Raw genomic sequence first — 23,610 nt, 5'->3', positions numbered from 1 at the left:
TCGTGCAAATCCTCGGTGCGTGGTCCATGGCTCCCGGAGCCCGGGGACCGGCATCATGGCAACCAGTCAGTGATACGACGACGTACCCAACGGAGGTTGAGTTGACGTTACCTCAGACCAGTCCGGTCGAGTTGTTCGCCCGCTACGAGCGGGTCTCGACCGCCATCGTGAACGACGTCCTCCGCTCCGAGGGGCTCCTCGACCAGACGCTCCCGCACGAGATCGTTCCGCTCCAGGAAGGGATGAAGATCGCCGGGTTCGCCTTCACGATCAGCGGGGAACGCAGCCGCGACGGCGCGAACGACATGCCCGACCGCGCGGCCATGCTCGAGGCGATCCCCGACGGCGCCGTGTGTGTCTGGGCCACCGGTGGCGACAACGAGTCGGCGCAGTGGGGCGAAGTCATGACCATGGCCGCGATCCGACGCGGCTGCCGCGGCGCCGTCATCGACGGCGGTGTCCGCGATACGGATAAAGTCCTGCCTCAGAAGTTTCCGGTCTTCACCCGGTACCGGAGTTCGAACGGGATGATGGGCCGGTTCCGGCTCACCTCGTGGGGAACCGAGATCGCCATCGGCGGCGTCACGATCCGCCCCGGCGACCTGGTCCTCGGTGACCTCGACGGCGTGATCATCGTGCCGGCCGAACTGGCCGAACGGGTGCTCGGCGATGCCGAGGCGATCCTGCGCCACGAGGTCGAGATCAAGCAGATGGTCGACGAGGGCGCGACACCGGGCGAGATCGTCTCGCGCGGCGGGTACTTCTGAGAGGAACCGGGTAGACGTGACGAATCTGGACAAGGTGCGCGTGGTGGTGACCGGTGCCGCCGGTGGCATCGGATCCGCATTGGCCCGCCGCCTGCACGCGGCCGGCGCGCGGCTCGCGCTGACCAGCCGGGACCCCGAGCGGCTCGACGGACTCGTGCGGGAGCTGGGTGGACCGGGAGACGGGCTCTGGGCCCAGAGCGCCGACCTCGCGGACGAGCCATCCGTCGAGTCGTTCTTCGAGGGCGCCCGCGAGCACCTGGGTTCCCTCGACGCACTGGTCAACGTGGCCGGGCTGTCGCGGCCCGGGCAGATCGTCGAGACAAGCCTGGCGGACTTCGAACAGATCTGGCACGCGAACGTGACGTCCGCCTTCCTGGCGTCCAAGCACGCCGTGCCCCTGATCGACCCCGACGCCGGCGGAGCCGTGATCAACGTCAGCTCCGTCGCCGGGCTACGGCCGAATGCGACCGCTCCGTTGTACTGCACGGCGAAGGCGGCCCTGGACATGTTCACCCGCGCGTTCGCGCTGCAGGTCAAGCAGCGGCGCATCCGGGTCACCGCGCTCAACCCCGGCGGCACGGACACGCCGTTCTGGGGGGACCGGCCGGTGGACCGCAGCAAGCTCATGTCCGCCGAGGACGTCGTGGACGTGATCATGTTCGTCCTCAATGCCCCGTCGACCGTGCAGATCAGCGCCGTCGAGTTCGAACCGTTCCATCCCTGATCCGCCGACCACCGCAACCAGGAGAGATCCATGCCCGTCGACGTGCGCACCGCGCCTCTCGAGGCCGCCGTCCAGCTCTACGATCACTACGAGAGCATCGCCGAGGTCAAGGCCTACTACGGCCTGCTCGCCATCTACGGACTCGCCCGCACGGCCCAGGACGGAGATGATGAGGAGCTCTGGGACCGGGTCGAGCGGATCCTGCGCCGGTTCCCGGACGAGATCGACCACCCTCGCTACAACTTCCCGTCCTATCGGATCGGCGGCATCCCGCAGGCGTTCGCCGTGGCCCGTGGGCGGATGCCGGACCGGGCCGAGGCGGTGCGCGAGTACGCCGAGGAACTCCTGACCGCCCCGCGCGACGCCGCCGGGATCCTGGTCATGCCCCGCACCGCCGATCTGAACCAGATCTGGATCGACGCCGCGATGGCCGCCTCGATGTACCTCGTGTTCGCCGGCCAGGCCCTCGACGAGCGCCGCTACTTCGACGAGGCGGTGCACCAGACGGTGGCCATGTACGACGAGTTCCTCGACCCCTCGAACGGGCTGCTGCACCAGTGCAAGAACTTCGTCGGGCCGGGCCTGCTCTCCGAGGACCACTGGAGCCGTGGGAACGGCTGGGGCTACATCGCACTCACCGAGCTCGTGGCCGGGCTGCCCGAGGACCACCCGCGCCGACCGGACGTGTTGGAGCGCTTCGTCGCCCTCTCCGCTGCGATGCTGCCGCACCAGTCCGAGCGTGGTCTGTGGCGCCAGGAGATCAACGACCCGCACGCGTGGGAGGAGTCCTCCGGCACCGCCCTGATCCTGTACGGGTACGGGCTCGGCCTTCGTCTCGGGGTCCTCGACGAGGCGACCTACGGGGAGGCGTTCCGTCTCGGCATCGCCGGACTCGCCGCCCACGCGATCAACGAGGACGGCTCCACCGAACTGTCCTGCCCCGGTTGTCTGTGCCCGGGTGAGGGTGAGGCGAAGGGCACCGTCGCGGCCTACCTCGCCAAGGAGCCCTACCGGGACGAGCCGCACAGCTTCGGCCCCTTCATGCTCGCCCTGGTCGAGGCGCACCTGAACGGCGTGGACCGGGTCGCGCTCGGCGCCCGGGACCGGACGACCGGCGATCCCAGCTGACCACTCGATGCGAGAAGATGGCGTATGGCCACCTTCTACGACACCATCGAACCGCAACTCATCCGGTTCATCGAGCGCCAGCAGATGTTCTTCGTCGCGACCGCGGCGGCGGATGGTCGGGTGAACGTCTCCCCCAAGGGCCTGGACTCGTTCCGGATCCTCGGACCGAACCGGGTCGCGTGGCTGAACGGCACCGGGTCCGGGAACGAGACGGCCGCGCACACGGCGATCGACCCCCGCATCACGATCATGTTCTGCGCGTTCGAGGGCAAGCCGTGGATCCTCCGGCTGTTCGGCACCGCGCGCATGGTGCAGCCGGGCGACCAGGACTGGGACGACCTCATCGACCTGTTCCCGCCCATGCTCGGGGCCCGGCAGGTGTACGACGTCACGGTCGCCGAGTGCCAGACCTCCTGCGGCTTCGGCGTTCCTCTGTACGACTTCGTCGGTCAGCGGGACCTGATGCACTCGTGGGCGGACCGGCGGGGCCCGGAGGGCCTGGCGCGCTACCAGCGGGAGAAGAACGCCACCTCGATCGACGGTTACGACGCCCACCTTCCCGAATCGCTGCTCGAGGTCTGACAGCCCACCCGGGCCGGGAGCTCACTTCACGAGCGCTTCGTAGATCTCCTGGTACCGCTGGGCACGCTCGTCGTAGTAACGCCGGCGGGCCGGCACCGGAGCGAACGTGGCGCCGATGTCCGGTTCGGACCGCTCGACCCCCGGGGCGAGCGACTCCAGTGCGATCAGCGCGGTGCCGCGCAGGGTGGTGCGCTTGTTCGTCACGTGCTGCACGTCCGCGTCGAGCGCGTCGGCGACCACCTGCAGCCACGGGGTCAGGTCCGCCGCCACCCGGCCGGCGGCCCGGATCTGACGGGCGCGCCCGCCGGCGGCGCCGGCGAGGGCGTCCGCGACCCGCGCGTAGCTGAGCGCGACGCCCTCCATCGCACCCCGGTAGATCAGGTCCGCCGTGGCCGTGGCGCCCACATCGGTGATGGTCGCCCTGGCGCCCGCCGCCCACCCGGTGCTGCGTTCCCCGCTCAGGTAGGGCAGCACGCTCGGGGTGGCCGGGTCCGGCTCCGCGGTGAGCGTGGCCTCGAGGTCCTCGGGTACCCGCAGCGTGGCGTCGAGCCAGGTGACCACGCGGCCCACATCGTTCAGTGCGCCGCCGAGCAGGCTGCGGCGGGCGTCGACCCGATAGCACCAGAGCCCATCGGGGATCGTCTCGGGGAGGTGGTGCAGGAGCACCCGCATCGCTCCGCTCGTGGCGGCGGACAGCCCCACGGTGCCCTCCGCAGTCGCCCCGACGCCGACGTTCGCGGCGAGCCCGTCGCCGATCACCGGGTACCAGAGGGCCCCCGCGAGCGCCGGCCACCGCTTCGCGACGCCGCCTCTCACCTCGCGGACCGGATCGTCCGGGTCGTGCACCGGGGACAGTGTGCGGACGTCGATCCCGGACGCCTCGACCATCGCCACGTCCCAGGTGCCGGTGCGCCGGTCCAGCAAGCCGGTCCACGCCGCGGCCGCGGTACCCACCACCGCCGTGCCGATGATCCGCAGATGGAGGTACTCGCCGAGGGACATCCAGCGGTCGACGGCGTTGAACCTCGCCCGGTCGGTGGCGGCCAACCAGCGCAGCCGCGCCGGCAGGTAGCTGCTGTGGATCCGGGTCCCGGTTCGTTGGAGCACCTCGGCCTCGTCGAGCTCCTCGCGCAGCTCGCGCACCTGGGCGGTGCAGCGGGAGTCGGCGTAGGTGTAGCACGGCGTGACGGCGCGGCCCGCGGTGTCGACGCCGACCAGCGAGGCGGAGAACGTGTCGATGGCGACTCCGCCGATCCGCCCCTTCAGGTCCGGCGTCGCGAGCAGGTCGAGGATCTGCTCGATCTCATCGACGACGGCATCCGCATCGATCTCGCTGGTGCCGTCGCCTGCCGTGGTGAACGCGTGCGGGACCTTCGCCTTCGGTCCCTCGAGCGGGCGGGCGGCGGCGTCGTAGAGCCCGCCGCGGGATGCTGTGGAGCCGACGTCGAGCCCGAGGACGAGCGGGTCGATCGCGGCCGCTGGGCTGATCTTGTGCTGGCCGGACGCCATCGACCTTGTCCTCACCGTCCGGGGCCGGCGCTAGCGTGCCAGAGCCGGCTGCGGCAGTTGGGCGAGCACCGGTGCGAGCCGCTCGGCCATCAGCCGGTAGCCCTCGCCGTCGGGGTGCAGGTCGTCGGGTAGGAGGTGGACGTCGCCGGTACCGATGATGGTCGGCCCCTCGAGCAGGTGCAGGTTCGGGTCGGTGCGCGCCAGCGTGGCGACGACCTCGCCGATGGCCACACGCATCGACTCCAGGGTGAGGCCGACGGCGTTCGGGGTCCGCTCGCGCGGCGGGCTCACGATCGGTGTCATGACCAGGATCGGGGTGTCCGGGTGGGCCTGGCGCACTTGCTCCACGAACCCCGAGACGTGCGGCGCGAACGCGCGCGGGCTGAACGTGGCGCCACCCATCATGTTGATGCCCAGGCAGAGCGAGATCACGTCGGCGGGCACCGCGGCGATGGTGCGCGCGGCGATCGGGTCGAGGTGACACTGGCCCGAGAAGCCGAGGCAGGTCAGGTCCCAGCCGAGCCGACGGGCGACGAGTGCGGGCCAGGTCTCGCTCGGCCCGAACGCGGCACCGCACTGACTGATCGAGCTGCCGTATGTCGTCCACCGCGGGCGCGGCGTCGGCGGCTCGGCGAGGCTCGCGCCGACCAGGACGAGATCGCCGATGCGTGTGTTGGCGAGCTGCGGGAGCCAGAGTTCGACATCATGGACCCCGGCCGGGAGCGGGAGCCTCACCTCGGACCGGCCCTGGGGCAGCTCGACACGCCGCTCGAGGTCGCCGTCGACGACCAGGTCGATACGACCCTCGCCGTCGGTGTGCTCGACCGGCAGCAGGATCTCGGTGGCGTCCGTGCGCACCTGCGCGCGTACCCCGGCCGCCATCCTGGCGACCCTGATCAGGTCCGGCGCATGTGCGCGGTCGGCCTGCGCCGACAGCAGGCGCCACGGCTGCCAGAGATCCCCCTCCGCGACCCAGTCGGCGGCACCGCGCCAGATCGCACTCTCGACGGACGGACCCACCCTGACGTCTTCAGCAGTCACGGCGCCGAGCCTAGCCGGTCTACGCCGGTCGAGTGCGCTAGCACGTAGATCAGTCACCCATATAAGGTGATCATCACCCACCCGTGGCGTACGCCATGCAGGGTGTCCGTCGAAGGAGACGAGATGATCACGAACGTGAGGCCCGAGGATGGCGCGCACATCGACACGGTAGGCGGCGCAACGGCCACCCGCCGTGGTCTCCTGGCCGGACTCGCGGGCGCGGGCGCTCTCGCCGCAGTGCTCGCGGCGAGCCGCCCTGCCCATGCCGACCCACCGCCGTCGGGCCGGGTCCTGGTCGAGGACCACTATCCGGCGTCGACGACCACCGACCAGGAGGCGTGGCAGGCCGCCCTCAACGCCGCCGCTGCTCTCCCCGGGCCCTCCCACGTGATCGCGAGCGGCGCGTCGTACCACCTCACCCAGCCGCTCAACCTGACCGGGTTCCAGGACCTTACGATCGAAGGGCTAGGACCGACGTCCACGACGCTGCGCGTCGACCCGGCCCGGGCCACCGCGCTGAACAACCTGTTCGTGATCGGCGGCACAGCCGCGACTGCCCGCGTGACGCTGCGCAACCTCGGATTCCACGGGGGCATGCTGAGCCCGGAGCCGGAAGCCCATGCGCGCGACGGCGCGCAGCCACGGCCGTTCCCAGCCGGCGGCTACTTGCGGACCGCGATCTACGCGCTCGGCGCGGACGACCCCACCGCGTCCGGACATGCCGTAGTGGACGGGGTCACGATCGAGAACTGTCGCTTCTACGGAACGGACGGCCTGCCGATCCTGCTCAAGGGCGTGCGCAACGTCGTCGTGCGCGACTGCTACGCGCGGCGGTGCCTGGACATCGGCTTCACGTTCTGCACGTCGGTGCACTTCATCGGCAACCGGGTCGAGTGGTGCGCGGACAACGGCGTCTCGCTCTCGCGCGGATGCTCAGAGGTCGTCTGCGTCGGGAACACGATCATCGGGTCCTTCGCTGCGGGGATCTTCGCCGGCGGCTTCGGCGACGATCCTGGCCCGAGCCAGATCACGATCGTCGCGAACACGGTGCTGGACAGCGCGCTCTGCGGCATCCAGCTCACCAAGGGGACCACCGACGCCCTGGTCCAGGCCAATGTCATCGACGGCGTCCTACGGGGCTACGGCACCTGGGAGAGCGACGGGAACGGTCCCATCTACGGTGTCGGCGTGATGGTGGCCGGGATGCCGCTGACCCATTCGGAGGCGACGAGCTCGGGCAATCAGGCCGACTACGAGCGGCTCGCGCAGCGCATCCAGATCATCGGCAACACGATCAGCAATGCCGACCGCGCCGGCGTGCTGATGCATGGCACGGACCAGATCAGCATCATCGGCAACACTGTCCACAACCCGGGCTCAGCGACCTATGTGGACGGCGTCACCCCCATCCCGCCGGACGCGACCTACCGCAACACCGGCATCGGGCCGTTCGCGCCGGCCGCCGCCGGTTGCACGAACACCACGATCGCGCTCAACCAGATCGCGGACGATCGCGGCGGCGTGATGATCTACGGCGTGATCGGTGCCCAGGGTGTCAGCACCCTCGCGGTCGGCAACACCATCGTCGGCGCTGCCCAGACCTCAGGCGGGGCAGGGTTCCGGGCACCCGCACTCCCGACCGTGTCGCGCCCCACGGCCGCCAGCGTCGGGATTGGCGGGAACCTCTACGACACCACCTTGCACAAGCCGATCTGGTCCGATGGCTCGGCCTGGCGGGACGCTGCCGGGGCCGTCGTCTGACGCATCCACCCGAGCGCGCTCGGTCAGGACTTGGGGCGCGTGCCACCCGGATCGTGACTCGTGCCCTCGGCCAGGCGGCGGGCGAAGTTGCCGAGGGCGAAGTCGCGTAGTTCTGCGTCCCCGGCCAGTTGCGCCGCGGCGGCGACCTGGAGGGACAGCGTGGCGCGGTGGTGCATGGCCCGGTCCAGCTCCTCGGGCTCGACGATCTCGGCGACCTGCGCAGCGCCGAACTGTCCGATCAGGGTGGCCATGTCGATCGCCGGGTCCGCCCAGGCCGCGTGGTCGAAGTCGATCATGCCGGTGACCCGGGCACCGGACCAGAGCAGATTGTGCATGCCGAAGTCGCCGTGCACGAACACCGGCGGCACGCCGGCCTCTACCGCGACGACCCGCTCGGTGAGCGCGACCGCCTCGGCCGCGACCGCCGTCGGGAGCCGTGGCGCGAGGAACTCGGCCACGATCCGCGGCCACTGCGGGCCGCCGCACCAGGCGCGGACGCCCGGGAGTCCGACGTCGCCCGGTGCGACCCGGTGCAACCGGTCGAGCAGCGCCGCGAGCGGTTCGCGAACCTCGGGCCAGGGCGCCTCGGAAGCGGTCCCCGGGACGAACGTGGTCAGGATCCCGGCCGCGCCGTCCAGGCGCACGATCTGGCCGAGCGGGCACGGCGTGGTCACCGGCAGGCCGAGGTCCGCGACCACGTGCAGCGTGCGCACCTCGCGGTCGGTGCGTTCGATCGCGTCGGCGCCGAACGCCACCCGGGCCACCACGGTCTGCTCCAGGACGGCGATCCGGTGGAACGCGCCGTGCGCGAGGCGGGCCCGGGACCAGTCGTGCCCCGGCCAGGCGCGGGCCGCCCAGTCGCGGACGTCCGGCGGCGCGGCCACGGGCTCAGCCCTCCTGGAACGCCGCGATGCGCCGCACCGCCTCGGCGACTGCGTCCGGTCCGGCCGCGAAGGACAGGCGCACGTAGGAGTGGCCGTGGATCGGGTCGAAGTCGCTGCCCGGTACCGCGGCCACCCCGGCCTCCTCCAGCAGTGCGCGGCACCACGCCGTCGAGTCGGCGTGGGCGCCGAGTCTGCTCCCGAGCCCGGCGTAGAGGTAGAACGCGCCGTCGGCCGGGGCGATCGGCCCCCAGCCCAGCCTTGGGACCTCGCCGAGGAGCACCTCGCGGGTGCGGGCGAAGGACGCGACCCGCTCGTCCGCCTCCGCGTAGGAACGTTCGGTGAATGCACCTACGGCGGCCAGCTGGGCGGGCGTCGGCGGACACAGCGCGACGTTGCCGGCCAAGGCGTCGACGGCGGCGCGTAGGTCCTCGGGCACGAGGGCCCAGCCGAGTCGCCAGCCGGTCATGCCCCAGTACTTGGAGAACGAGGAGACGACGACGCCCGACCGATCCAGTTCCCAGGCGCTGACACCGCGGGCGTCGGCGTGGGTCGGATCGGCGGGGTAGGTGATGCCGTGGTAGATCTCGTCACTGATCAGCCGCACGCCGTTGACCCGGCACCATTGCGTCAATGCCGTGAGCTCCGCCCGGCTGACCATGGTGCCGGTCGGGTTCGCCGGCGAGGCGAGGATCAGACCATCGAGGCGCCCGTGCGTGCGGACGGTCTCCTCGAGGAGTTCGGGAGTCGGCTGGAAGCGCTGCTCGGGGCCGCACTCGACCTGGACGACCTCGCAGCCGAGGGCGGACAGGATGTTGCGGTAGGCGGGGTAGCCGGGGCTGGCTAGCGCGACCCGGTCGCTGGCGTCGAACGCGGCCAGGAACGCGAGCACGAACGCCCCCGAGGAGCCGGTGGTGATCGCGACATCGTCACCGGTGACGTCCAGGTCGTACCAGCGCCGGTAGTGCTCGGCGACGGCGTCCCGCAGCTCGCGTAGGCCGAGCGCGCTGGTGTAGCCGAGGTCGGAGCCGTTCGTGAAGGCGGCTGCGGCGCGGACGTTCACGTCCTGCGGTGCTCCCCCGCTCGGTTCCCCGGCGCAGAGCGAGATGACGGCCCGGCCCGATGCGCGCAGCTGGGCGACCCGGTCCAGGATGCTCATCACCTCGAACGGGGGGACTGCGGCGCGGTGGGCGACCTTCACCCGCTCAGGTTCCCACAACCGGCCGCTGCGCCTTCGAACGCACGGGCCCACCGGACCGGTGGACCTCAGAACAGCGCCAGCTGCTCCTGCCCCCCGCCCACCTGAAGCGTCGGGACCGGGGCGGCACCGCCGTCGGGCGTGGTCCCGCGCAGCGGGAACTGACGGTTCTCCCGCGCGACGAACCCGTGCCGCCGCCGAGCGGCCCGAAGCCGCCCGGTGAGCCACTCGCGGTACTCGACGGAGACGTACGAGCCGCCGTCGTAGAGGGCGCGGTACCGCGGCACGAGGTCCGGGTAGTCACGGCCGAGCCAGGCCAGGAACCACTCGCGGGCGCCGGGGCGCAGGTGCAGTGCGCCGGCCGTGATCCAGGTGGCGCCGGCCTCGGCGACGGCGCCGAACAGTGCGTCCAGATGGGCGTCGGAGTCGGTCAGCCAGGGCAGGATCGGCATCGCCATCACGGTGCAGTCGAGCCCGGCGCCGGTGATCGCGCGGACCAGGTCGAGCCGGGCCTTCGGAGTCGGGGTGCCGGGCTCGACGCGCTGCTGCAGGTCGGGGTCGATGAACGCCAGGGACACCCCGAGGCCCACCTCGACCCGCTCCGCGGCGGCGACCAGCAGCGGCAGGTCTCGCTTGAGCAGGGGGCCCTTGGTCAGCACCGAGAACGGGGTGCCCGAGCCGGCCAGCGCCTCGATCACGCCGGGCATCAGCCGGTAGCGGCCCTCGGCGCGCATGTACGGGTCGGAGTTGGTGCCCAAGGCCACGTGCTCACGGTTCCAGGAGGGCCGGGCCACCTCCTTGCGGAGTACCTCGACGAGGTTGGTCTTGACGATGATCTGGGTGTCGAAGTCGACACCGGAGTCCAGATCGAGGTACTCGTGGGTCTTGCGGGCGAAGCAGTACGTGCATCGGTGCAGACAGCCACGGGTGGGGTTGATCGTCCACCCGAACGGCATCTCGGAGTTGCCCGGCACCTTGTTCAGGGCGCTGCGGCAGAGCACCTCATGGAACGTGACGCCGGCGAACTCGGGCGTGCGGACGCTGCGCACCAGGCCCTTGAGCGGCAGCAGCGCCGCGTCGTCGGTGGTCGTGATTTCCCGCGCTTCCCATCGCATACCTCCATTCGAACATACATTCGAAGAGCCGGCGACGGCGCGACACGCTGGCTCACGGTTGAGCGGTCAGGACGATCTCGTGGAGGATCTCGCGGACCTGCTCGGGCTGCTCGACCCACGGCAGATGACCGGCACCGGAGACGATGCGCTTGCGCGGCAGGTGGGCGTAGGCGGCGAGAGCCACGACGTTCTCGGCGGGCCGCGGGTCGGCCGTGCCATGGACGAACGTGATCGGGCAGCCGGCGGTGGCCGCCCAGGCGATCTGGTCCGCGTCGCCGAAGGCCATCAGGCTCCGGTTCGCGACGCGGTTGATCTCGTGCGGCGCCTCGGCCATCCCCCGCGCCAGGTCATAGCCGGCGGCGGGGTCGGCGTAGTCGCTGGCCCACTGGATGCGGCGCCACTCGGTCTCCTCGGCGCGGGTGCGCTCACGCCCGTCGAGAGCGGCGAACCGCTCGGCCCACGGCATCCGGCGCCGCGCCTCCTCCGCTCGCGACGCCGTCCGCCAGTCGCCGATACCGGTGCCGTCGAGGTAACCGAGGCCCGCCACCCGGTCCGGGTGCGTGCCGGCGTAGGCGAGCGCGAGCGTGGCGCCGAACGAGTGCCCGATGACCACCACCCGCTCGTGCCCGAACGCGATCCGCAGCTCGTCCAGGTCGGCGACGAACCGCTCCATCGTCAGGACCTCCGACGCCGAGGAGCGCCCGCAGCCGCGCTGGTCGTAGCGGTGCACCGTGGTCAGGCCCGCGAGCAGAGCGCCCACCGGTTCGAGATAGTCCCAGAGCCCGGGGCCGCCGTGCACAAGGATCACGGCCGGGTGGTCGGCGCCCACCCGGGGACCTGCCGCGGTCCACGTGGCCAGTCGGACGCCGTCGCTCATCCCTACGAACTCCACGGCGCGAAGGCTACCGAACCTGCTCCTGCGATCAGGCGGACCGGTAGTCCTCGTCTGCGACGTGCTCGAGCCAGACCGTGGTCCGCGCGGGGTCATCGGCGTTCTCGGTCATCGCCAGGTGCTCCATGAAATCCTCCGGCGTGGCGCCGTGCCAGTGCTCCTCGCCCGGCGCGCAGTACGCCGTCTGACCGGCGCAGACCCGCAGCACCTGGCCGTCCCGGGTGCCGGTCAGGGCAACGCCGGACACCACGTGCAGGTACTGGCCACGGGCGTGCGAGTGCCAGGCGGTGCGCGCGCCGGGCGAGAACCGGACCAGGCCGGCGGTCATCCGCTGGTCGCCCTCCTGCGGTGTCACGACCATGTCCAGCCAGACGTCGCCGGTGAACCGCTCCTGCGGGGTCTTGGCGGTGGCGGGCTTGGGCAGGACTCTCATCGGTTCTCCTTCGTGGTGGCAACCTCGGTGGCCTCGGCGAGCGACGTGGCGGCCCAGGACGCGAGCAGCTTCAGGCCGTCCGCCGACGGCGACTCGGGGACGGCCGTGTAGACGTTCATCTGCAGGCCGTGGTCCGCGGGCAACGGCAGCGCCTCGTAGTCGAGCTCAAGACGCCCGACGGCGGGGTGATGGAACACCTTCGTCCCACTCTGGTGCAGGCGTACGTCGTGCGAGGCCCACATCCGACGGAAGTCCTCGCTGCGAGTGGACAGTTCCCCGACGAGCTGGGTCAGGCCCTGGTCGTAGGGGTTGCGTCCCGCCTCGGCGCGCAGGATCGCGACCGCGTCGTGCGCGATCTTCTCCCAACGCTCGCCCCAGAAGGCGTGCGCCGCCGTGAGGTCGAGGAAGTGGAACCTGGCCGTGTTGACCGGACGGTTCGCGATCCGTTCCGGCGAGTCGTACATCGGGGAGTACAGCGCGCGACCGAGCAGGTTCGCGCCCAGCACATCCAGGCGGCCGTTGCGCACGAACGCTGGTGTCATCACCATCGAGTCCAGGACGCGCTGCACCGCCGGCCGCAGGGTCGGTGCGGGCGCGCGGCGGGCACGCGAGCGGGCGGCGCCGGAGGCATTCGCGGCGCGGGAGAGGTCGAACAGGTGCAGGCGCTCTGCCTCGTCGAGCTGCAGCGCCTCGGCGAGGGCCTCAAGGACCTCCTCGGAGACACCGCCGAGATTCCCGCGCTCCAGCCGCGTGTAGTAGTCGACGCTCACGCCGGCGAGCATCGCGACCTCCTCGCGGCGCAGCCCCGGCACCCGGCGGTTGCCGCCATAGGCGGGCAGGCCCGCGCGATCGGGGGTGATCCGGGCACGTCGCGTCGCGAGGAACTCGCGGGTCTCTGCCTTCAGGTCCATGCCTACGACGGTACGGCGCAACCGGTGCTCGTGGGAGGTCCTGGCGGTACCCCGGAACGAGGCGGGCTTCTCTGCCCCCGCTGCCGCACCGCTCGCCCGGCGACCACCTGCGCCGCCCGGGAGGTTCCATCGAGCCGGGTACCAACAGGGCCTCCCCCGGCCGCCCGATCCCTTCTACCGTCTAGCGAGTGACCATGAACCAGATCCCCAACCTCACTCTGAACAACGGCGTCACGATGCCCGCGCTCGGCTTCGGTGTCTTCCAGACCCCGCCCGAGCAGACCGTGGCAGCCGTCGAGACGGCGCTGCGCAGCGGCTACCGACACATCGACACGGCCGCCGCGTACGGCAACGAGCGCGAGGTCGGTGCCGCCATCCGCAACTCCGGTATCGACCGGTCCGAGATCTTCATCGAGACGAAGATCTGGATCAGCGACTACGGCTACGATGCCACGCTGCACGCGTTCGACAAGAGCGCAGGCAAGCTCGGCGTCGACGTGATCGACCTGCTGCTCCTGCACCAGCCGCTGACCACGGAGTTCGACCGCACCCTGGAGGCCTACCGGGCCCTGGAGGAGTTGTACGCACAGGGCAAGGTCCGGGCCATCGGCGTCAGCAACTTCATGCCGGGTGACCTCGACTCGCTGCTCGCGAGCGCGAAGGTGGTGCCGGCCGTCAACCAGATCGAGGTCCACCCCTACTTCCAGCAACCCGAGGTACAGGCAATCGACGCCGCCCACGGCATCCTCACCCAGGCCTGGTCCCCGATCGGTGGGATCACGTTCTACCGCGACGGGGACCACGGCAGCACTCTCGAGGACCCGACGATCGTCGAGATCGCGGCCGAGCACGGCAGGAGCCCGGCCCAGGTGATGCTGCGCTGGCACCTGCAGCAGGGCAGGTCGGCGATCCCCAAGTCCGTCACCCCGCACCGGATCGAGGAGAACCTCGACGTCGTCGACTCCGATCTCAGCGACGCCGAACTGGCCCGGATCGACGCCCTCGACACCGGCGTGCGCGGCGGGCCCGACCCTGCCGCGATGACCCTCGAGACGTTCGGCCGCCCGATCCCCGAGGCCTGAGCACGTCCTCCACACATCTGATCGAACCGAGAGAACACCACTGATGCGAGCAGCACTCATGTTCGGCGCCGGCGACGTCCGCGTCGTCGACATCCCCGAACCGACCATCCTCGAACCGACCGACGCGATCATCCAGGTCACCCTGGCCTGCGTCTGCGGGTCGGACCTGCACCCCTACCACTCCATGCCCGCCGACGAGACCGGCCGCCCGATGGGCCACGAGTTCATCGGCGTCGTGGATCAGATCGGTGCCGCGGTGACCGGCCTGGCACCGGGCGACCTCGTCGTGTCCCCGTTCGCGTGGGCGGACAACACCTGCCCGATCTGCCGCGACGGGTTCCACACCGCGTGCCCGCACGGCGGCTTCTACGGGAACTGGCAGACCGGAGGCGCGCAGGCCGAGAAGATCCGCGTGCCCCAGGCCTCCGGCACCCTCGTGAAGCTGCCCACCGACGTCGACGACGCGCTGCTGCCCGCGCTGCTGACCCTCGCGGACGTCTACCTGACCGGCTACCACGCGGCCCACATGGCCCGGGTGGGCCCGGGCAAGACCGTCACCGTGATCGGTGACGGCGCAGTCGGCCTGTCCGCGGTCCTCGCCGCGAAGCAGATGGGCGCCGAACGGATCATCCTGATGGGCCGCCACACCGTGCGCACCGACCTCGGCCGCGAGTGGGGTGCGACCGATGTCGTCGCCGAACGCGGCGAGGAGGGCATCGCGAAGGTCATCGAGCTCACCGGCGGTGAGGGCAGCCACGTCGTGCTCGAGGCCGTCGGTCTGATGCCCGCCTACGAGCAGGCCTACGGGGTGCTGCGCCCGGGCGGGGTCATCTCCCGCGTCGGCGTGCCCCAGTACGAGGACGCCCCCGTCGGATTCGGGTCGCTGTTCGGCAAGAACGCCACCCTCAACGGCGGTCCCGCACCCGTGCGGGCCTACCTCGAGGACGCCCTGGCCCAGGTTCTCGACGGCCGGCTCGACCCCGGCCGCGTGTTCGACGCCGAGACCTCGCTCGACGACATCGCCGAGGCCTACCGACTGATGGACTCGCGCGAGGCCCTCAAGGTGCTCGTCCGCCCGTGACCGAGGGGTGCGGGGCGCTACCGACGCCACCGCACCCGCCCCAACCCGAGGAGACCCCATGACCACCTGGAACCCTGACGACCTCGCCGCCATCGACAACGTCGGTGAGCTCGATGTCGCCGCGCACCGCCCCGACGGAACCCTGCGCAACTCCCGCGTCGTCTGGCACGTCGTCGTGGACGGCGCCCTCTACATCCGCTCGGTGCGTGGGCAGGAGGGCGCGTGGTACCGGGGCGTGCAGCGGACCGGCACCGGCGTCGTCGACGCCGGTGGTGTCCACGCCGAGGTGACCTTCACCCGCGACGACACGCACGACGCCTCCATCGACGCGGCCTACCGCGCCAAGTACGGCGGCGGCTCCGCCGTCGTCGCCATCACGAACGCCGTCGCGACCGCCACCACCTTGCGTGTCGACCCCGCCTGACCCACTTCGCGTGCGCGGCCCGGTCCGGATCGAGCCAGCAGGCGAGGGCACCGCTTAGCCTCGACCATGGCCGGGCCTTGGGCCCGGAGCCGACACCGCGACGCACAGGGGAGAGCCCACCATGGACACCTTCGACGACCCGATCCTGACCGGCCTGAGCGCGCATCTCGGCGCCGACGCCGCCGAGGCGCTGCTGAACCGGATCAATGGCTTCTCGAACCAGCCCAATGCCATCAAGGGCATGGCCAAGTCCGCCGGTGACCCGCCCGCCGAGCGGGCGGCGCTGGCGCTGGTGGAGGACACCGGGCTCGCCGTGGCCCTGGGCCTGGCCCCGTCACCCGAGCTCGAGATCAGGTACCTGACGTCCCAGCCCCAGGAGTTCTGGGGGCTGCTGACCCTGGCCGCCCGCGCTGACCTCGGCGTCGTGGACCGCATGGCCGGCCTTCTCGACGGCGATGCGAACGTCGCGAGGAAACTTGCCACGATCCGTCGCGCCGCGGCCAAGCATGCCGCCGACCTCGCGAAGCCGCCGGCACGCGTCGAGCCCGGCCCCGACGTCCCGCAGAAGGTCTCGGAGGTCAAGCGCTGGTTGGCCGCCCACCCCGACGTCGACCCGACCGTGCTCGCGCCGGGCAAGGGTCAGAAGGCGGCGGCCCGCACGGCCGCCATCCGCGCCCTCGGCACGATCGCCACCCGGCAGGCGCTCACTGTGCTCGGCCATTACGCGCAGGACAAATACCCCGATGCCGTCCTGGACGAGTTGCACAAGGCCTGGGGAAACTTCGACCGCCGCGAGTTCGCGGCCACCATGTTCCGCCAGGCGCCGTACACGCTCGACCTCGGCGTGGCGCCGTCGATCGAGGGCATCGGCGCCGTGCCCGACCTGACCAGCCTGGACGTGGTCCTCACCGACGGCGCGGACCTGACTCCGCTGGCCGAGTGCACGGGGCTGCGCACGCTCCGGGTCGGCGCCGAGGGGCTGCCCGGTCTGCTCGGGGTCGATCCGATCCTCGGCCTGCCGGAACTGACGGAACTGCACCTGACCAGGACCACCCGCAACGCCGACCTCTCTCTGCTCGTCGATCTGCCCGTGCGGCAGATGCGGCTCGACCTGGACGGCGCCGACGGCGCGTTCCTGCTGGATATGCCGGCCCTGGAGAGCCTGCGGCTCGCCGGTGACCCCGACTGGGACGACCCGCGCGCCGCGGACCCTGACGCCACGGTCGCCCAGGCCAAGGCGGCGCTCGCCGACGTCGTCCTGGAACTCGTCCGTCAGGGCGTCCGGGTCGCGGTCTACAAGCACCAGCGCTCCTGGGTCACCGGGCTGCTCGAGCGGGCCGAGGCGGCCGACGACATCCTCATCGTCGACCGCAGTGGCTACGTCGGTCTCACCAACGACGAGGCGGCGCTCGAGAGCATCGGCCGGCACCTCTTCGCGAACCTGTTGCCCTAGGAACACCCAACGAGAAGGAAGACACCATGCACACCCGCACCCTCGGACAGAACCTCCAGGTCTCCGCCATCGGACTCGGCGCCATGGGCATGTCCCAGAGCTACGGACCCAACCCAGGCAGCCGCGACGACATGATCGGCGTGCTCCGGGGGGCCGTCGAACGCGGCGTGACGTTCATCGACACCGCGGAGGTCTACGGCCCCTACGTGAACGAGGAACTCGTCGGCGAGGCCCTCGAGCCGATCCGCGACGACGTCGTCCTCGCCACCAAGTTCGGCTGGAACATCGTCGACGGCACGACGACCGGCACCGACAGCCGGCCCGAGCAGATCCGCCGGGTCGCCGACGCGTCGCTGAAGCGGCTGCGCACCGACGTCATCGACCTCTTCTACCAGCACCGGGTGGACCCGAACGTCCCGATCGAGGATGTCGCCGGCACTGTCGGCGAGCTCGTCCGGGCCGGCAAGGTCCGGCACTTCGGCCTCTCCGAGGCGGGTGCCGGCACGATCCGCCGCGCCCACGCCGTGCACCCGGTCACCGCCGTGCAGAGCGAGTACTCGCTATGGACCCGGGACCCGGAGCCCGAGGTGCTGCCCACGCTCGCGGAGCTCGGCATCGGGTTCGTGCCGTTCAGCCCGCTCGGCAAGGGATTCCTCACCGGCACCGTGGACACGTCCACCAGCTTCTCCGAGGGCGACATCCGCAACCGCGTGCCACGGTTCGAGGCCGGCAACCTTGCGGCGAACGCCGCGATCGTGGACCAGGTCCGCACGCTGGCGGCGACGAAGGGCGTGAGCCCCGGTCAGATCGCGCTGGCGTGGCTGCTCGCGAAGCAGCCCTGGATCGTTCCGATCCCGGGCACTCGGCGCATCGAGCGCGTGGAGGAGAACGCCGCTGCGACCGGCGTCGGGCTGTCCGCGGACGAGGTCGCCGACCTCGACGCCCTCACCGACCGCATCCCGGTGAGCGGCAACCGCTACAACGACGCCGGCATGGCCATGGTCGGCATCTGAGACCAGGTCGAGGATGGACCGTCGGGCGTGACCTCCGCAGCGCCCGGCGGTGACGTTCAGCGCCAGCCGAGCCCTGGTGCGACGTGCGTGAGAACCGACTCCAGGACGTGCGCGTTGTAGTCGACGCCGAGCTGGTTCGGGACAGTCAGCAGCAGAGTGTCGGCCGCGGCGATCGCCTCGTCGCCCCGGAGCTGCTCGATGAGCGCCTCGGGTTCGTCGGCGTACGAGCGGCCGAACACCGCGCGGGTGCCGTCGATCCGGCTGAACTGATCGGCGCGGTCGCCACTGCCGAGGAAGTAGCTGCGGTCCCGGTCGTCAACGATCGGGAAGATCGACCGGGACACCGACACGCGCGGTTCGAAGCCGTGGTCGTGCTCAGCCCATTCGGCACGGTAGGCGTCGATCTGCTTGCGCTGCTGCACGTGGAAGGGTTCGCCCGACTCATCGAACTTGAGCGTCGAGGACATCAGGTTCATGCCCTGCTGAGCGGTCCAGCGTGCCGTCGCGTCCGAGCCCGCACCCCACCAGATGCGCCGTCGCAGCCCCTCGGAGTACGGCTCGATCCGGAGCAGACCGGGTGGGTTGGGGAACATCGGCCGCGGGTTCGGTTCCGCGAACTCCTCGCCCGCAAGGACCCTCAGCGCCAGCTCGGTGTGCCGGCGCGCCATGTCTGCGTCCGTCTCCCCCTCGGCGGGGGCGAAGCCGAAATGGCGCCAGCCCTCGACGACCTGCTCCGGTGAGCCCCTGGAGATCCCGAGCTGGAGCCGACGCCCGGCGATGAGATCTGCGGCGCCGGCGTCCTCGGCGAAGGCCAGCGGGTTCACGTAGCGCATGTCGATCACCCCGGTGCCGATCTCGATCCGGCTCGTCCGGGCACCGGCAGCGGCCAGGAGCGGGAACGGCGAACCGAGCTGCCGGGCGAAGTGGTGCACGCGGAAGTAGGCGCCGTCCGCGCCGAGCTCCTCCGCGGCAACGGTGAGATCGATGCTCTGGAGCAGGGCGTCAGCCGCGGTCCGGACGGCCGAGGTGGGGTGCGGGGTCCAGTGCCCGAAGGACAGGAATCCGATGTTCTTGCGCGAGCTCATCGCCAGTCAACCTCGCACCGATCGGCGGTATTCCTCGCCTCCGCTCAGGCGTGCGCCGCCTCCTCGGCGGCCACGGCCGCCTTCCACTCGCGCTTGGCGGCCCGCCACCCCTCGTCGTCCAGGCCCCGGCGCCAGTAGCCGGAGATGGACAGGTCCGCCGCCGGCAGGCGCCGCTCGAAGCGCAGGTGCGAGCGGATCTCGCGGACCACGTCCGCGTCCCCGTGCACGAAGGCCTGCACCCGGCCCGGCAGGAACTCCAGCTCCCGCACGGCCTCCACCAGTTCCACCCCCGGCGGGCGCGGTGAGGTCTCCCGGTGGATCCACCGCACCTGCGCCTGCGCGGCCGTCAGCAGGGGCTGCTCCTCGGCCGGGTCGGAGACCTCGATGAACGCGCGCACCGGGACGTCGGTCGGCATCGCCTCCAGGGCGGCCGCGATCGCGGGCAGCGCGCTCTCGTCGCCCATCAACAGGTGCCAGTCCGCCGTGGGATCCGGCGCGTACCCGCCGCCGGGACCCCGGAACTGCACCTGGTCCCCGGGCTCGACCGCGACCGACCACGGCCCGGCGATCCCCTCGTCGCCATGGACCACGAAGTCCAGGGTCATCCGGCCGGTCTGGGCGTCCCAGGCGCGGATCGTGTAGGTGCGCAGCACCGGCCACTGCTCGGCGGGCAGCGACCCCTTGACCTCGTCCAGGTCGAACGGCTCGCTCACGCCGGAGCCCGGCCGCGGCAGCACCAGTTTCACGTATGCGTCGGTCAGGCCGCTGAACTCGATCGGCAGGGGCTGCCCCTCGAGGCCGGCCAGCACCACCCGCCGCATGTGGGGGGTGACGGTCTCGGCGGAGACCACCTCGGCCCGGATCGCGGACCCTTTGCGGTTCGGCTCAGGCTGGGACATGACAACTCCTCGACTTTGACTAAGGCCACCCTAACCCGGCTCTGGAGGACCGGCGGCGGGGCCTGCGTCACACTGATCTGATGGAGCACGCCGCCGACCCGCTGGAACCGGCCGCCGGAATCATCGTGCTCACTTCCCGCACCATGCACACGACGACCACGGTGCTGCACGACGGGCACGACGCCGTCCTCGTCGACCCAGCCTGGCACGCCGACGAACTCGACGCGATCGCGGACCTGCTCGCCGCCCGGTCGCTGCGGGTGGTGCTCGGCTGGTCCACGCACGCCCACCACGACCACCTGCTCTGGCACGAGCGTTTCGGAACCGGTCCGCGACTTGCCACGACCGCGGCGGCGAGCGCCGCCGTCGGGCATATCGACGAGGTACACGCCGCGCTGGCGGCGGACCTGCGGCCGCTCGCGGGCCAGGTCACGGGGTACGACGGCGGGGCGTTGCCCTGGGCAGGAGGCGTCGCCGAGGTCGTCGCGCACGACGCGCACGCGCCCGGGCACGGGGCGCTCTGGCTACCCGGGGTGGCCGTCCTCGTCGCCGGGGACATGCTCTCCGACGTCGAGATCCCGCTCGCCGGCGAGACCGGGCTCGAGGCCTACGCGCGCGGGCTCGAGCGGCTCGCGCCGTACGTCGAAAGGGCGGCGGTGCTCATCCCGGGGCACGGGCACCCGGCCCGGGTCGGCACCCCCGACTCCCCCACGGCCCGGCTGCGCGCGGACCGCGCCTACCTGGCCGAACTGTCGCGCGACGGTGCAGACGAGGACCCGCGCCTGGCCGGTCCCGCCTGGCTCCGCGAGGAGCACGAGGCAAACCGGCACGAGGCCTCGGTCAGGCGTTGACCTTCGTCTTGCGCTCCGCCTTCTCCCTTGCCCGGAGCGCCTTCTCCGTGACCGGCTCGTTTCCGCTCGCCCGCTGCTGGCGCTTGTACTCGCGTGCCTGCGCCTGCCGCTCGGCCTCCACGCCGGTGCCGATGGTGGCGCCGATGTGCTTGTCGGTGTAGCCGAACGCATCCACCAGATCGCCGGCGTGCACCCGCAGGCGCGGCAGCAGCCGGTTGATGTAGGAGGTCACGGTGGCCGCCCGCTGGGTCGAGATCCGCCCGTGGATGAGGTACCAGGAGAGGTTCTTCTCGATGGTCACCAGCCCGAACAGGTCCCGCAGCCAGGTCAGCACCTGACGGGTGTCCGGATCCTCGATCCGGGCGAGCGCCTCGGTGAACGCCTCCCACTGCAGCAGCTCGCCGTGGGCGCGGGCCGCCTCGATGAGCTCGTGCTGGTTGTCGTTGAACAGCTCGGCGCCGACCTCCGGCGAGGCACCCTTGGCACCCCGCAGCGACGTCGCGATGCCCGCGATCATGGTCTCGACGCGGTCCTCGAGAAGTTCGCGCTGGGCCTCCGGATCACGGAGCTCACCGGCGGAACGGGCCTTGGAGCCCCAGTCCTGGATGGACTGCGCGGCGCGGCGCAGCGGCGTCCGGTGCAGGGTCATGTCCACGGCCCGGTCGGCCACGTACCGCACCGCGCCCGCGACATCCATCTTCGCCATGGACCGGCCGTAGTCGGTGAGCAGCCGCTTGCCGACGAGCTGCAGCAGCACCGTGTTGTCGCCCTCGAACGTGGTGTACACGTCCATGTCCTGGTGCAGGCCGACCAGCTTGTTCTCGGCCATGTAGCCGGCGCCGCCGCAGGCCTCGCGGGCGGTCTGGATGGTCTCCATCGCGAGCCAGGTGCTCAGCGGCTTCGACGCGGCGGCGAGCGTCTCGAGGTCCTGGCGGTCGGAGTCGGTGTCGAACTCGCCGGAGAACACCTCGTGGAAGCGCTGCAGCAGCTGGTTGTGCGTGAACTGGGCCGCGTAGGTCCGGGCCAGCAGCGGCAGCAGCCTGCGCTGGTGCTGCTGGTAGTCCATGATCACGGTCTCGACGCCTGCGTCGGCACCGGTGAACTGACGGCGCTCGTTGCCGTACCGGATCGCCGTCGCCAGCGCCATCTTGGACACCGCCACCGAGGACCCCCCGAGCGAGACCCGGCCCTGGACGAGCGTGCCGAGCATCGTGAAGAACCGCCGCCCGGGGCTGTCGATCGGAGAGGAGTACTCGCCCTCAGGCGTGACGTCCCCGTACCTGTTCAGCAGGTTGGTCCGCGGGATCCGCACGTTCTCGAACGCGAGCCGGCCGTTGTCCACGCCGTTCAGGCCGCCCTTGAGGCCGTCGTCCTCGCCCTGCACGCCGGGCAGGAAGTCACCGGCGGTGCCATCCGCCTTCGTGGCCCGGATCGGGGTGTAGAAGGCGTGCACACCATGGTTCACGCCACCGGTGATCAACTGAGCGAACACCACCGCGGCCGTGCCGTGCTCACCGGCGTTGCCGATGTAGTCCTTCCACGCGCCACGGAACGGGGTGTTGATGACGAACTCCTCGGTCTGCGCGTCGTACGTCGCGGTCGTCGCGAGTTCGGCCACGTCGGAGCCGTGTCCGATCTCGGTCATCGCGAAGCAGCCGGGCACGGTCAGGTCCATGGCACCGGGCAGGAACGTGTCGTGGTGGCGGTCGGTGCCCAGGTGCAGGATCGCCGCCGCGAACAGGCCCCACTGCACACCGCCCTTGATCTGCAGGGACGGGTCCCCGACCACGAGCTCCTCGAAGCCGGCGATGTTGCCGCCCGGGTCGTCCGAGCCACCCAGTCGCTCCGGGAACGCCCGCTGCACCAAGCCGTTCTCCACCAGGAGCTTGGCCTGCTCGAGGACTCGCGCGCGGTGCACGCGGTAGGGCTGCCCCTCGATCTTGCGGAACCGCTCGTCCAGCATCCACTCGCGCATCTCGCGGCGGATCTGGGCCCAGCGGCCGTCCACCAGATCGGCGACGACCGCGGTGTCGAAGTGCAGACGCGCGGGGGTGGTGGGCTTGGCGGTGCTGCTCATGCTTCCTCCGTTGGAACTGTCGAGATCCGGGTGATGCCGGGCAGCGGGGCGCTCGCCCCGGCCCAGAGCCAGTTGCTGATGAGGACCACGAGGCGGTCGGGGTCCAGGCGGTCCACGGGGTCCAGGGCGAGCCAGGACTCGGCCGAGCCTCGGACGAACCCGACCACGCCGGCCGCCCAGGCGTCGGCCAGGCGCGGGTCGGACGTGGATCCGGTCAGTACCTCGCGCAGCGGCGCCGCGACGTAGTCGGTGAGGGTGGTCAGGAAGTCGGAGACGTCCGCATCCGGGCCGGGGGCGCCGTCACCGGATCGGGTCACGAACCGGTAGACGTTCGTCGACTGGGCCAGGGTGCCCACGTAGATCCCGACCATTGCGCGGAGCCGGTCCTGGGGGGTACCGGCACCGTGCGCGGCCTCCTCGAAGGCACCGGACATCTCCGCCAGGACCATGGCCCCGACGGCGGACCGCAGGCCGGCCTTGTCCGTGAAGTACCGGTACACGATCGACTTCGAGGTGCCCATCTGGGCGGCCATCTCATCCATCGACAGTTCGGCGCCGCCGTGGTGCACGGCCCGCCGCGCTGCGTGGCACAGCTCGGCCCGGCGCTCGGCACGGTGGGCGTCCCATCGGCGCGAGCGGCCGTCCGCATCGGAGCCCTGTGGCTCCGGAGGGGTCGTGGTGACTGTGGCCCTACTCACGTACT

Annotated in this window: 23 protein-coding genes; 11 read left to right on the top strand and 12 right to left on the bottom strand. The window is 71.3% G+C overall.

The window, feature by feature from the left end:
* Positions 1 to 101: 101 nt before the first annotated feature.
* The 4 genes from HALOF300_RS03315 to HALOF300_RS03300 are packed head-to-tail and all read left to right on the top strand — an operon-like array spanning position 102 to position 3,201.
* Positions 102 to 767: an RraA family protein gene (locus HALOF300_RS03315; RefSeq protein ID WP_197522268.1), complete on the top strand. Its 666-nt coding sequence runs from the start codon at positions 102 to 104 to the stop codon at positions 765 to 767.
* A gap of 16 nt (positions 768 to 783) precedes the next feature.
* Positions 784 to 1,491 carry an SDR family oxidoreductase gene (locus HALOF300_RS03310; protein WP_197522267.1) on the top strand — a complete coding sequence of 236 codons (708 nt, stop codon included), beginning with the start codon at positions 784 to 786 and terminating at the stop codon, positions 1,489 to 1,491.
* Between the two features lie 30 nt (positions 1,492 to 1,521).
* On the top strand, positions 1,522 to 2,619 hold the full coding sequence (locus tag HALOF300_RS03305) for a glycoside hydrolase family 88 protein (protein ID WP_156739263.1): 1,098 nt from the start codon (positions 1,522 to 1,524) through the stop codon (positions 2,617 to 2,619).
* A 24-nt stretch (positions 2,620 to 2,643) separates the two neighbouring features.
* Positions 2,644 to 3,201, top strand: a complete 558-nt coding sequence (locus HALOF300_RS03300) for a pyridoxamine 5'-phosphate oxidase family protein (RefSeq protein ID WP_156739261.1) — start codon at positions 2,644 to 2,646, stop codon at positions 3,199 to 3,201.
* Between the two features lie 21 nt (positions 3,202 to 3,222).
* Here HALOF300_RS03300 and HALOF300_RS03295 read toward each other — a convergent pair whose 3' ends face one another.
* The gene (locus tag HALOF300_RS03295; RefSeq protein ID WP_156739259.1) at positions 3,223 to 4,710 is read right to left on the bottom strand and encodes a gluconokinase; all 1,488 of its coding nucleotides are present in this window, start codon (positions 4,708 to 4,710) and stop codon (positions 3,223 to 3,225) included.
* Positions 4,711 to 4,740: 30 nt separating this feature from the next.
* Positions 4,741 to 5,751, bottom strand: coding sequence for a GDSL-type esterase/lipase family protein (locus HALOF300_RS03290; RefSeq protein WP_156739257.1), 1,011 nt, complete (start codon positions 5,749 to 5,751; stop codon positions 4,741 to 4,743).
* 123 nt (positions 5,752 to 5,874) lie between these two features.
* Between HALOF300_RS03290 and HALOF300_RS03285 the strand changes: the two genes are divergently transcribed.
* Positions 5,875 to 7,512, top strand: a complete 1,638-nt coding sequence (locus HALOF300_RS03285; protein ID WP_156739255.1) for a right-handed parallel beta-helix repeat-containing protein — start codon at positions 5,875 to 5,877, stop codon at positions 7,510 to 7,512.
* A gap of 23 nt (positions 7,513 to 7,535) precedes the next feature.
* Here the strand turns inward: HALOF300_RS03285 and HALOF300_RS03280 are convergent, their stop codons facing one another.
* From HALOF300_RS03280 to HALOF300_RS03255, 6 genes are all read right to left on the bottom strand, one after another.
* Entirely contained in the window at positions 7,536 to 8,396 is an 861-nt protein-coding gene (locus HALOF300_RS03280) for an aminoglycoside phosphotransferase family protein (RefSeq protein ID WP_156739253.1), read from the bottom strand.
* 4 nt (positions 8,397 to 8,400) lie between these two features.
* A complete protein-coding gene (locus HALOF300_RS03275) occupies positions 8,401 to 9,552 on the bottom strand; it encodes an aminotransferase class I/II-fold pyridoxal phosphate-dependent enzyme (protein ID WP_156739345.1) in 1,152 nt (383 codons plus the stop codon).
* Between the two features lie 107 nt (positions 9,553 to 9,659).
* Positions 9,660 to 10,706, bottom strand: a complete 1,047-nt coding sequence (locus HALOF300_RS03270; RefSeq protein WP_156739251.1) for an Rv2578c family radical SAM protein — start codon at positions 10,704 to 10,706, stop codon at positions 9,660 to 9,662.
* Between the two features lie 52 nt (positions 10,707 to 10,758).
* A complete protein-coding gene (locus tag HALOF300_RS03265) occupies positions 10,759 to 11,598 on the bottom strand; it encodes an alpha/beta fold hydrolase (protein WP_197522266.1) in 840 nt (279 codons plus the stop codon).
* Between the two features lie 31 nt (positions 11,599 to 11,629).
* A complete protein-coding gene (locus HALOF300_RS03260) occupies positions 11,630 to 12,031 on the bottom strand; it encodes a (R)-mandelonitrile lyase (RefSeq protein WP_156739247.1) in 402 nt (133 codons plus the stop codon).
* Entirely contained in the window at positions 12,028 to 12,942 is a 915-nt protein-coding gene (locus HALOF300_RS03255; protein ID WP_156739245.1) for a helix-turn-helix transcriptional regulator, read from the bottom strand. The genes HALOF300_RS03260 and HALOF300_RS03255 overlap by 4 nt, the downstream gene beginning before the upstream one ends.
* A 194-nt stretch (positions 12,943 to 13,136) precedes the next feature.
* On the opposite strand from HALOF300_RS03255, the gene HALOF300_RS03250 reads away from it, so the two are divergent.
* The 5 genes from HALOF300_RS03250 to HALOF300_RS03230 all read left to right on the top strand — a co-directional run bounded on the left by HALOF300_RS03250 (position 13,137) and on the right by HALOF300_RS03230 (position 17,995).
* The gene (locus tag HALOF300_RS03250) at positions 13,137 to 14,024 is read left to right on the top strand and encodes an aldo/keto reductase (RefSeq protein ID WP_156739243.1); all 888 of its coding nucleotides are present in this window, start codon (positions 13,137 to 13,139) and stop codon (positions 14,022 to 14,024) included.
* Positions 14,025 to 14,067: 43 nt separating this feature from the next.
* Positions 14,068 to 15,105, top strand: coding sequence for a zinc-binding dehydrogenase (locus HALOF300_RS03245; protein WP_197522265.1), 1,038 nt, complete (start codon positions 14,068 to 14,070; stop codon positions 15,103 to 15,105).
* 58 nt (positions 15,106 to 15,163) lie between these two features.
* Positions 15,164 to 15,529, top strand: a complete 366-nt coding sequence (locus HALOF300_RS03240; RefSeq protein WP_156739241.1) for a DUF2255 family protein — start codon at positions 15,164 to 15,166, stop codon at positions 15,527 to 15,529.
* Between the two features lie 121 nt (positions 15,530 to 15,650).
* On the top strand, positions 15,651 to 16,982 hold the full coding sequence (locus tag HALOF300_RS03235) for a hypothetical protein (RefSeq protein WP_156739239.1): 1,332 nt from the start codon (positions 15,651 to 15,653) through the stop codon (positions 16,980 to 16,982).
* A gap of 26 nt (positions 16,983 to 17,008) precedes the next feature.
* Positions 17,009 to 17,995: an aldo/keto reductase gene (locus tag HALOF300_RS03230; RefSeq protein ID WP_156739237.1), complete on the top strand. Its 987-nt coding sequence runs from the start codon at positions 17,009 to 17,011 to the stop codon at positions 17,993 to 17,995.
* 56 nt (positions 17,996 to 18,051) lie between these two features.
* On the opposite strand, the gene HALOF300_RS03225 is transcribed toward HALOF300_RS03230, so the two are convergent.
* Both HALOF300_RS03225 and HALOF300_RS03220 read right to left on the bottom strand, forming a co-directional pair.
* Entirely contained in the window at positions 18,052 to 19,080 is a 1,029-nt protein-coding gene (locus HALOF300_RS03225; protein ID WP_156739235.1) for an LLM class flavin-dependent oxidoreductase, read from the bottom strand.
* A 44-nt stretch (positions 19,081 to 19,124) separates the two neighbouring features.
* Positions 19,125 to 19,979 carry a siderophore-interacting protein gene (locus HALOF300_RS03220; protein ID WP_156739233.1) on the bottom strand — a complete coding sequence of 285 codons (855 nt, stop codon included), beginning with the start codon at positions 19,977 to 19,979 and terminating at the stop codon, positions 19,125 to 19,127.
* An 80-nt stretch (positions 19,980 to 20,059) separates the two neighbouring features.
* On the opposite strand from HALOF300_RS03220, the gene HALOF300_RS03215 reads away from it, so the two are divergent.
* Entirely contained in the window at positions 20,060 to 20,830 is a 771-nt protein-coding gene (locus HALOF300_RS03215; RefSeq protein ID WP_156739231.1) for an MBL fold metallo-hydrolase, read from the top strand.
* Here HALOF300_RS03215 and HALOF300_RS03210 read toward each other — a convergent pair.
* A complete protein-coding gene (locus HALOF300_RS03210; RefSeq protein WP_156739229.1) occupies positions 20,820 to 22,907 on the bottom strand; it encodes an acyl-CoA dehydrogenase family protein in 2,088 nt (695 codons plus the stop codon). The two genes, HALOF300_RS03215 and HALOF300_RS03210, sit on opposite strands and share 11 nt — an antisense overlap.
* A complete protein-coding gene (locus HALOF300_RS03205; RefSeq protein ID WP_156739227.1) occupies positions 22,904 to 23,605 on the bottom strand; it encodes a TetR/AcrR family transcriptional regulator in 702 nt (233 codons plus the stop codon). Before HALOF300_RS03205 ends, HALOF300_RS03210 begins: the two co-directional genes overlap by 4 nt.
* Between the last annotated feature and the right edge of the window lie 5 nt (positions 23,606 to 23,610).

The organism is Occultella aeris (genome assembly GCF_902703175.1).
In the GTDB taxonomy this organism is placed as follows: domain Bacteria; phylum Actinomycetota; class Actinomycetes; order Actinomycetales; family Beutenbergiaceae; genus Occultella; species Occultella aeris.
Note: the sequence above shows the minus strand (reverse complement) of the source record. Positions and strands in the feature narration are given on the sequence as shown.

What these genes read in the sequence shown, in the direction of transcription:
- HALOF300_RS03305 (WP_156739263.1), top strand. Translation starts at nt 1,522, where the DNA reads ATGCCCGTCGACGTGCGCACCGCGCCTCTCGAGGCCGCCGTCCAGCTC.
- HALOF300_RS03300 (WP_156739261.1), top strand. Translation starts at nt 2,644, where the DNA reads ATGGCCACCTTCTACGACACCATCGAACCGCAACTCATCCGGTTCATC.
- HALOF300_RS03295 (WP_156739259.1), bottom strand. Translation starts at nt 4,710, where the DNA reads ATGGCGTCCGGCCAGCACAAGATCAGCCCAGCGGCCGCGATCGACCCG.
- HALOF300_RS03285 (WP_156739255.1), top strand. Translation starts at nt 5,875, where the DNA reads ATGATCACGAACGTGAGGCCCGAGGATGGCGCGCACATCGACACGGTA.
- HALOF300_RS03275 (WP_156739345.1), bottom strand. Translation starts at nt 9,552, where the DNA reads ATGAGCATCCTGGACCGGGTCGCCCAGCTGCGCGCATCGGGCCGGGCC.
- HALOF300_RS03270 (WP_156739251.1), bottom strand. Translation starts at nt 10,706, where the DNA reads ATGCGATGGGAAGCGCGGGAAATCACGACCACCGACGACGCGGCGCTG.
- HALOF300_RS03260 (WP_156739247.1), bottom strand. Translation starts at nt 12,031, where the DNA reads ATGAGAGTCCTGCCCAAGCCCGCCACCGCCAAGACCCCGCAGGAGCGG.
- HALOF300_RS03255 (WP_156739245.1), bottom strand. Translation starts at nt 12,942, where the DNA reads ATGGACCTGAAGGCAGAGACCCGCGAGTTCCTCGCGACGCGACGTGCC.
- HALOF300_RS03250 (WP_156739243.1), top strand. Translation starts at nt 13,137, where the DNA reads ATGAACCAGATCCCCAACCTCACTCTGAACAACGGCGTCACGATGCCC.
- HALOF300_RS03245 (WP_197522265.1), top strand. Translation starts at nt 14,068, where the DNA reads ATGCGAGCAGCACTCATGTTCGGCGCCGGCGACGTCCGCGTCGTCGAC.
- HALOF300_RS03240 (WP_156739241.1), top strand. Translation starts at nt 15,164, where the DNA reads ATGACCACCTGGAACCCTGACGACCTCGCCGCCATCGACAACGTCGGT.
- HALOF300_RS03235 (WP_156739239.1), top strand. Translation starts at nt 15,651, where the DNA reads ATGGACACCTTCGACGACCCGATCCTGACCGGCCTGAGCGCGCATCTC.
- HALOF300_RS03230 (WP_156739237.1), top strand. Translation starts at nt 17,009, where the DNA reads ATGCACACCCGCACCCTCGGACAGAACCTCCAGGTCTCCGCCATCGGA.
- HALOF300_RS03225 (WP_156739235.1), bottom strand. Translation starts at nt 19,080, where the DNA reads ATGAGCTCGCGCAAGAACATCGGATTCCTGTCCTTCGGGCACTGGACC.
- HALOF300_RS03220 (WP_156739233.1), bottom strand. Translation starts at nt 19,979, where the DNA reads ATGTCCCAGCCTGAGCCGAACCGCAAAGGGTCCGCGATCCGGGCCGAG.
- HALOF300_RS03215 (WP_156739231.1), top strand. Translation starts at nt 20,060, where the DNA reads ATGGAGCACGCCGCCGACCCGCTGGAACCGGCCGCCGGAATCATCGTG.
- HALOF300_RS03210 (WP_156739229.1), bottom strand. Translation starts at nt 22,907, where the DNA reads ATGAGCAGCACCGCCAAGCCCACCACCCCCGCGCGTCTGCACTTCGAC.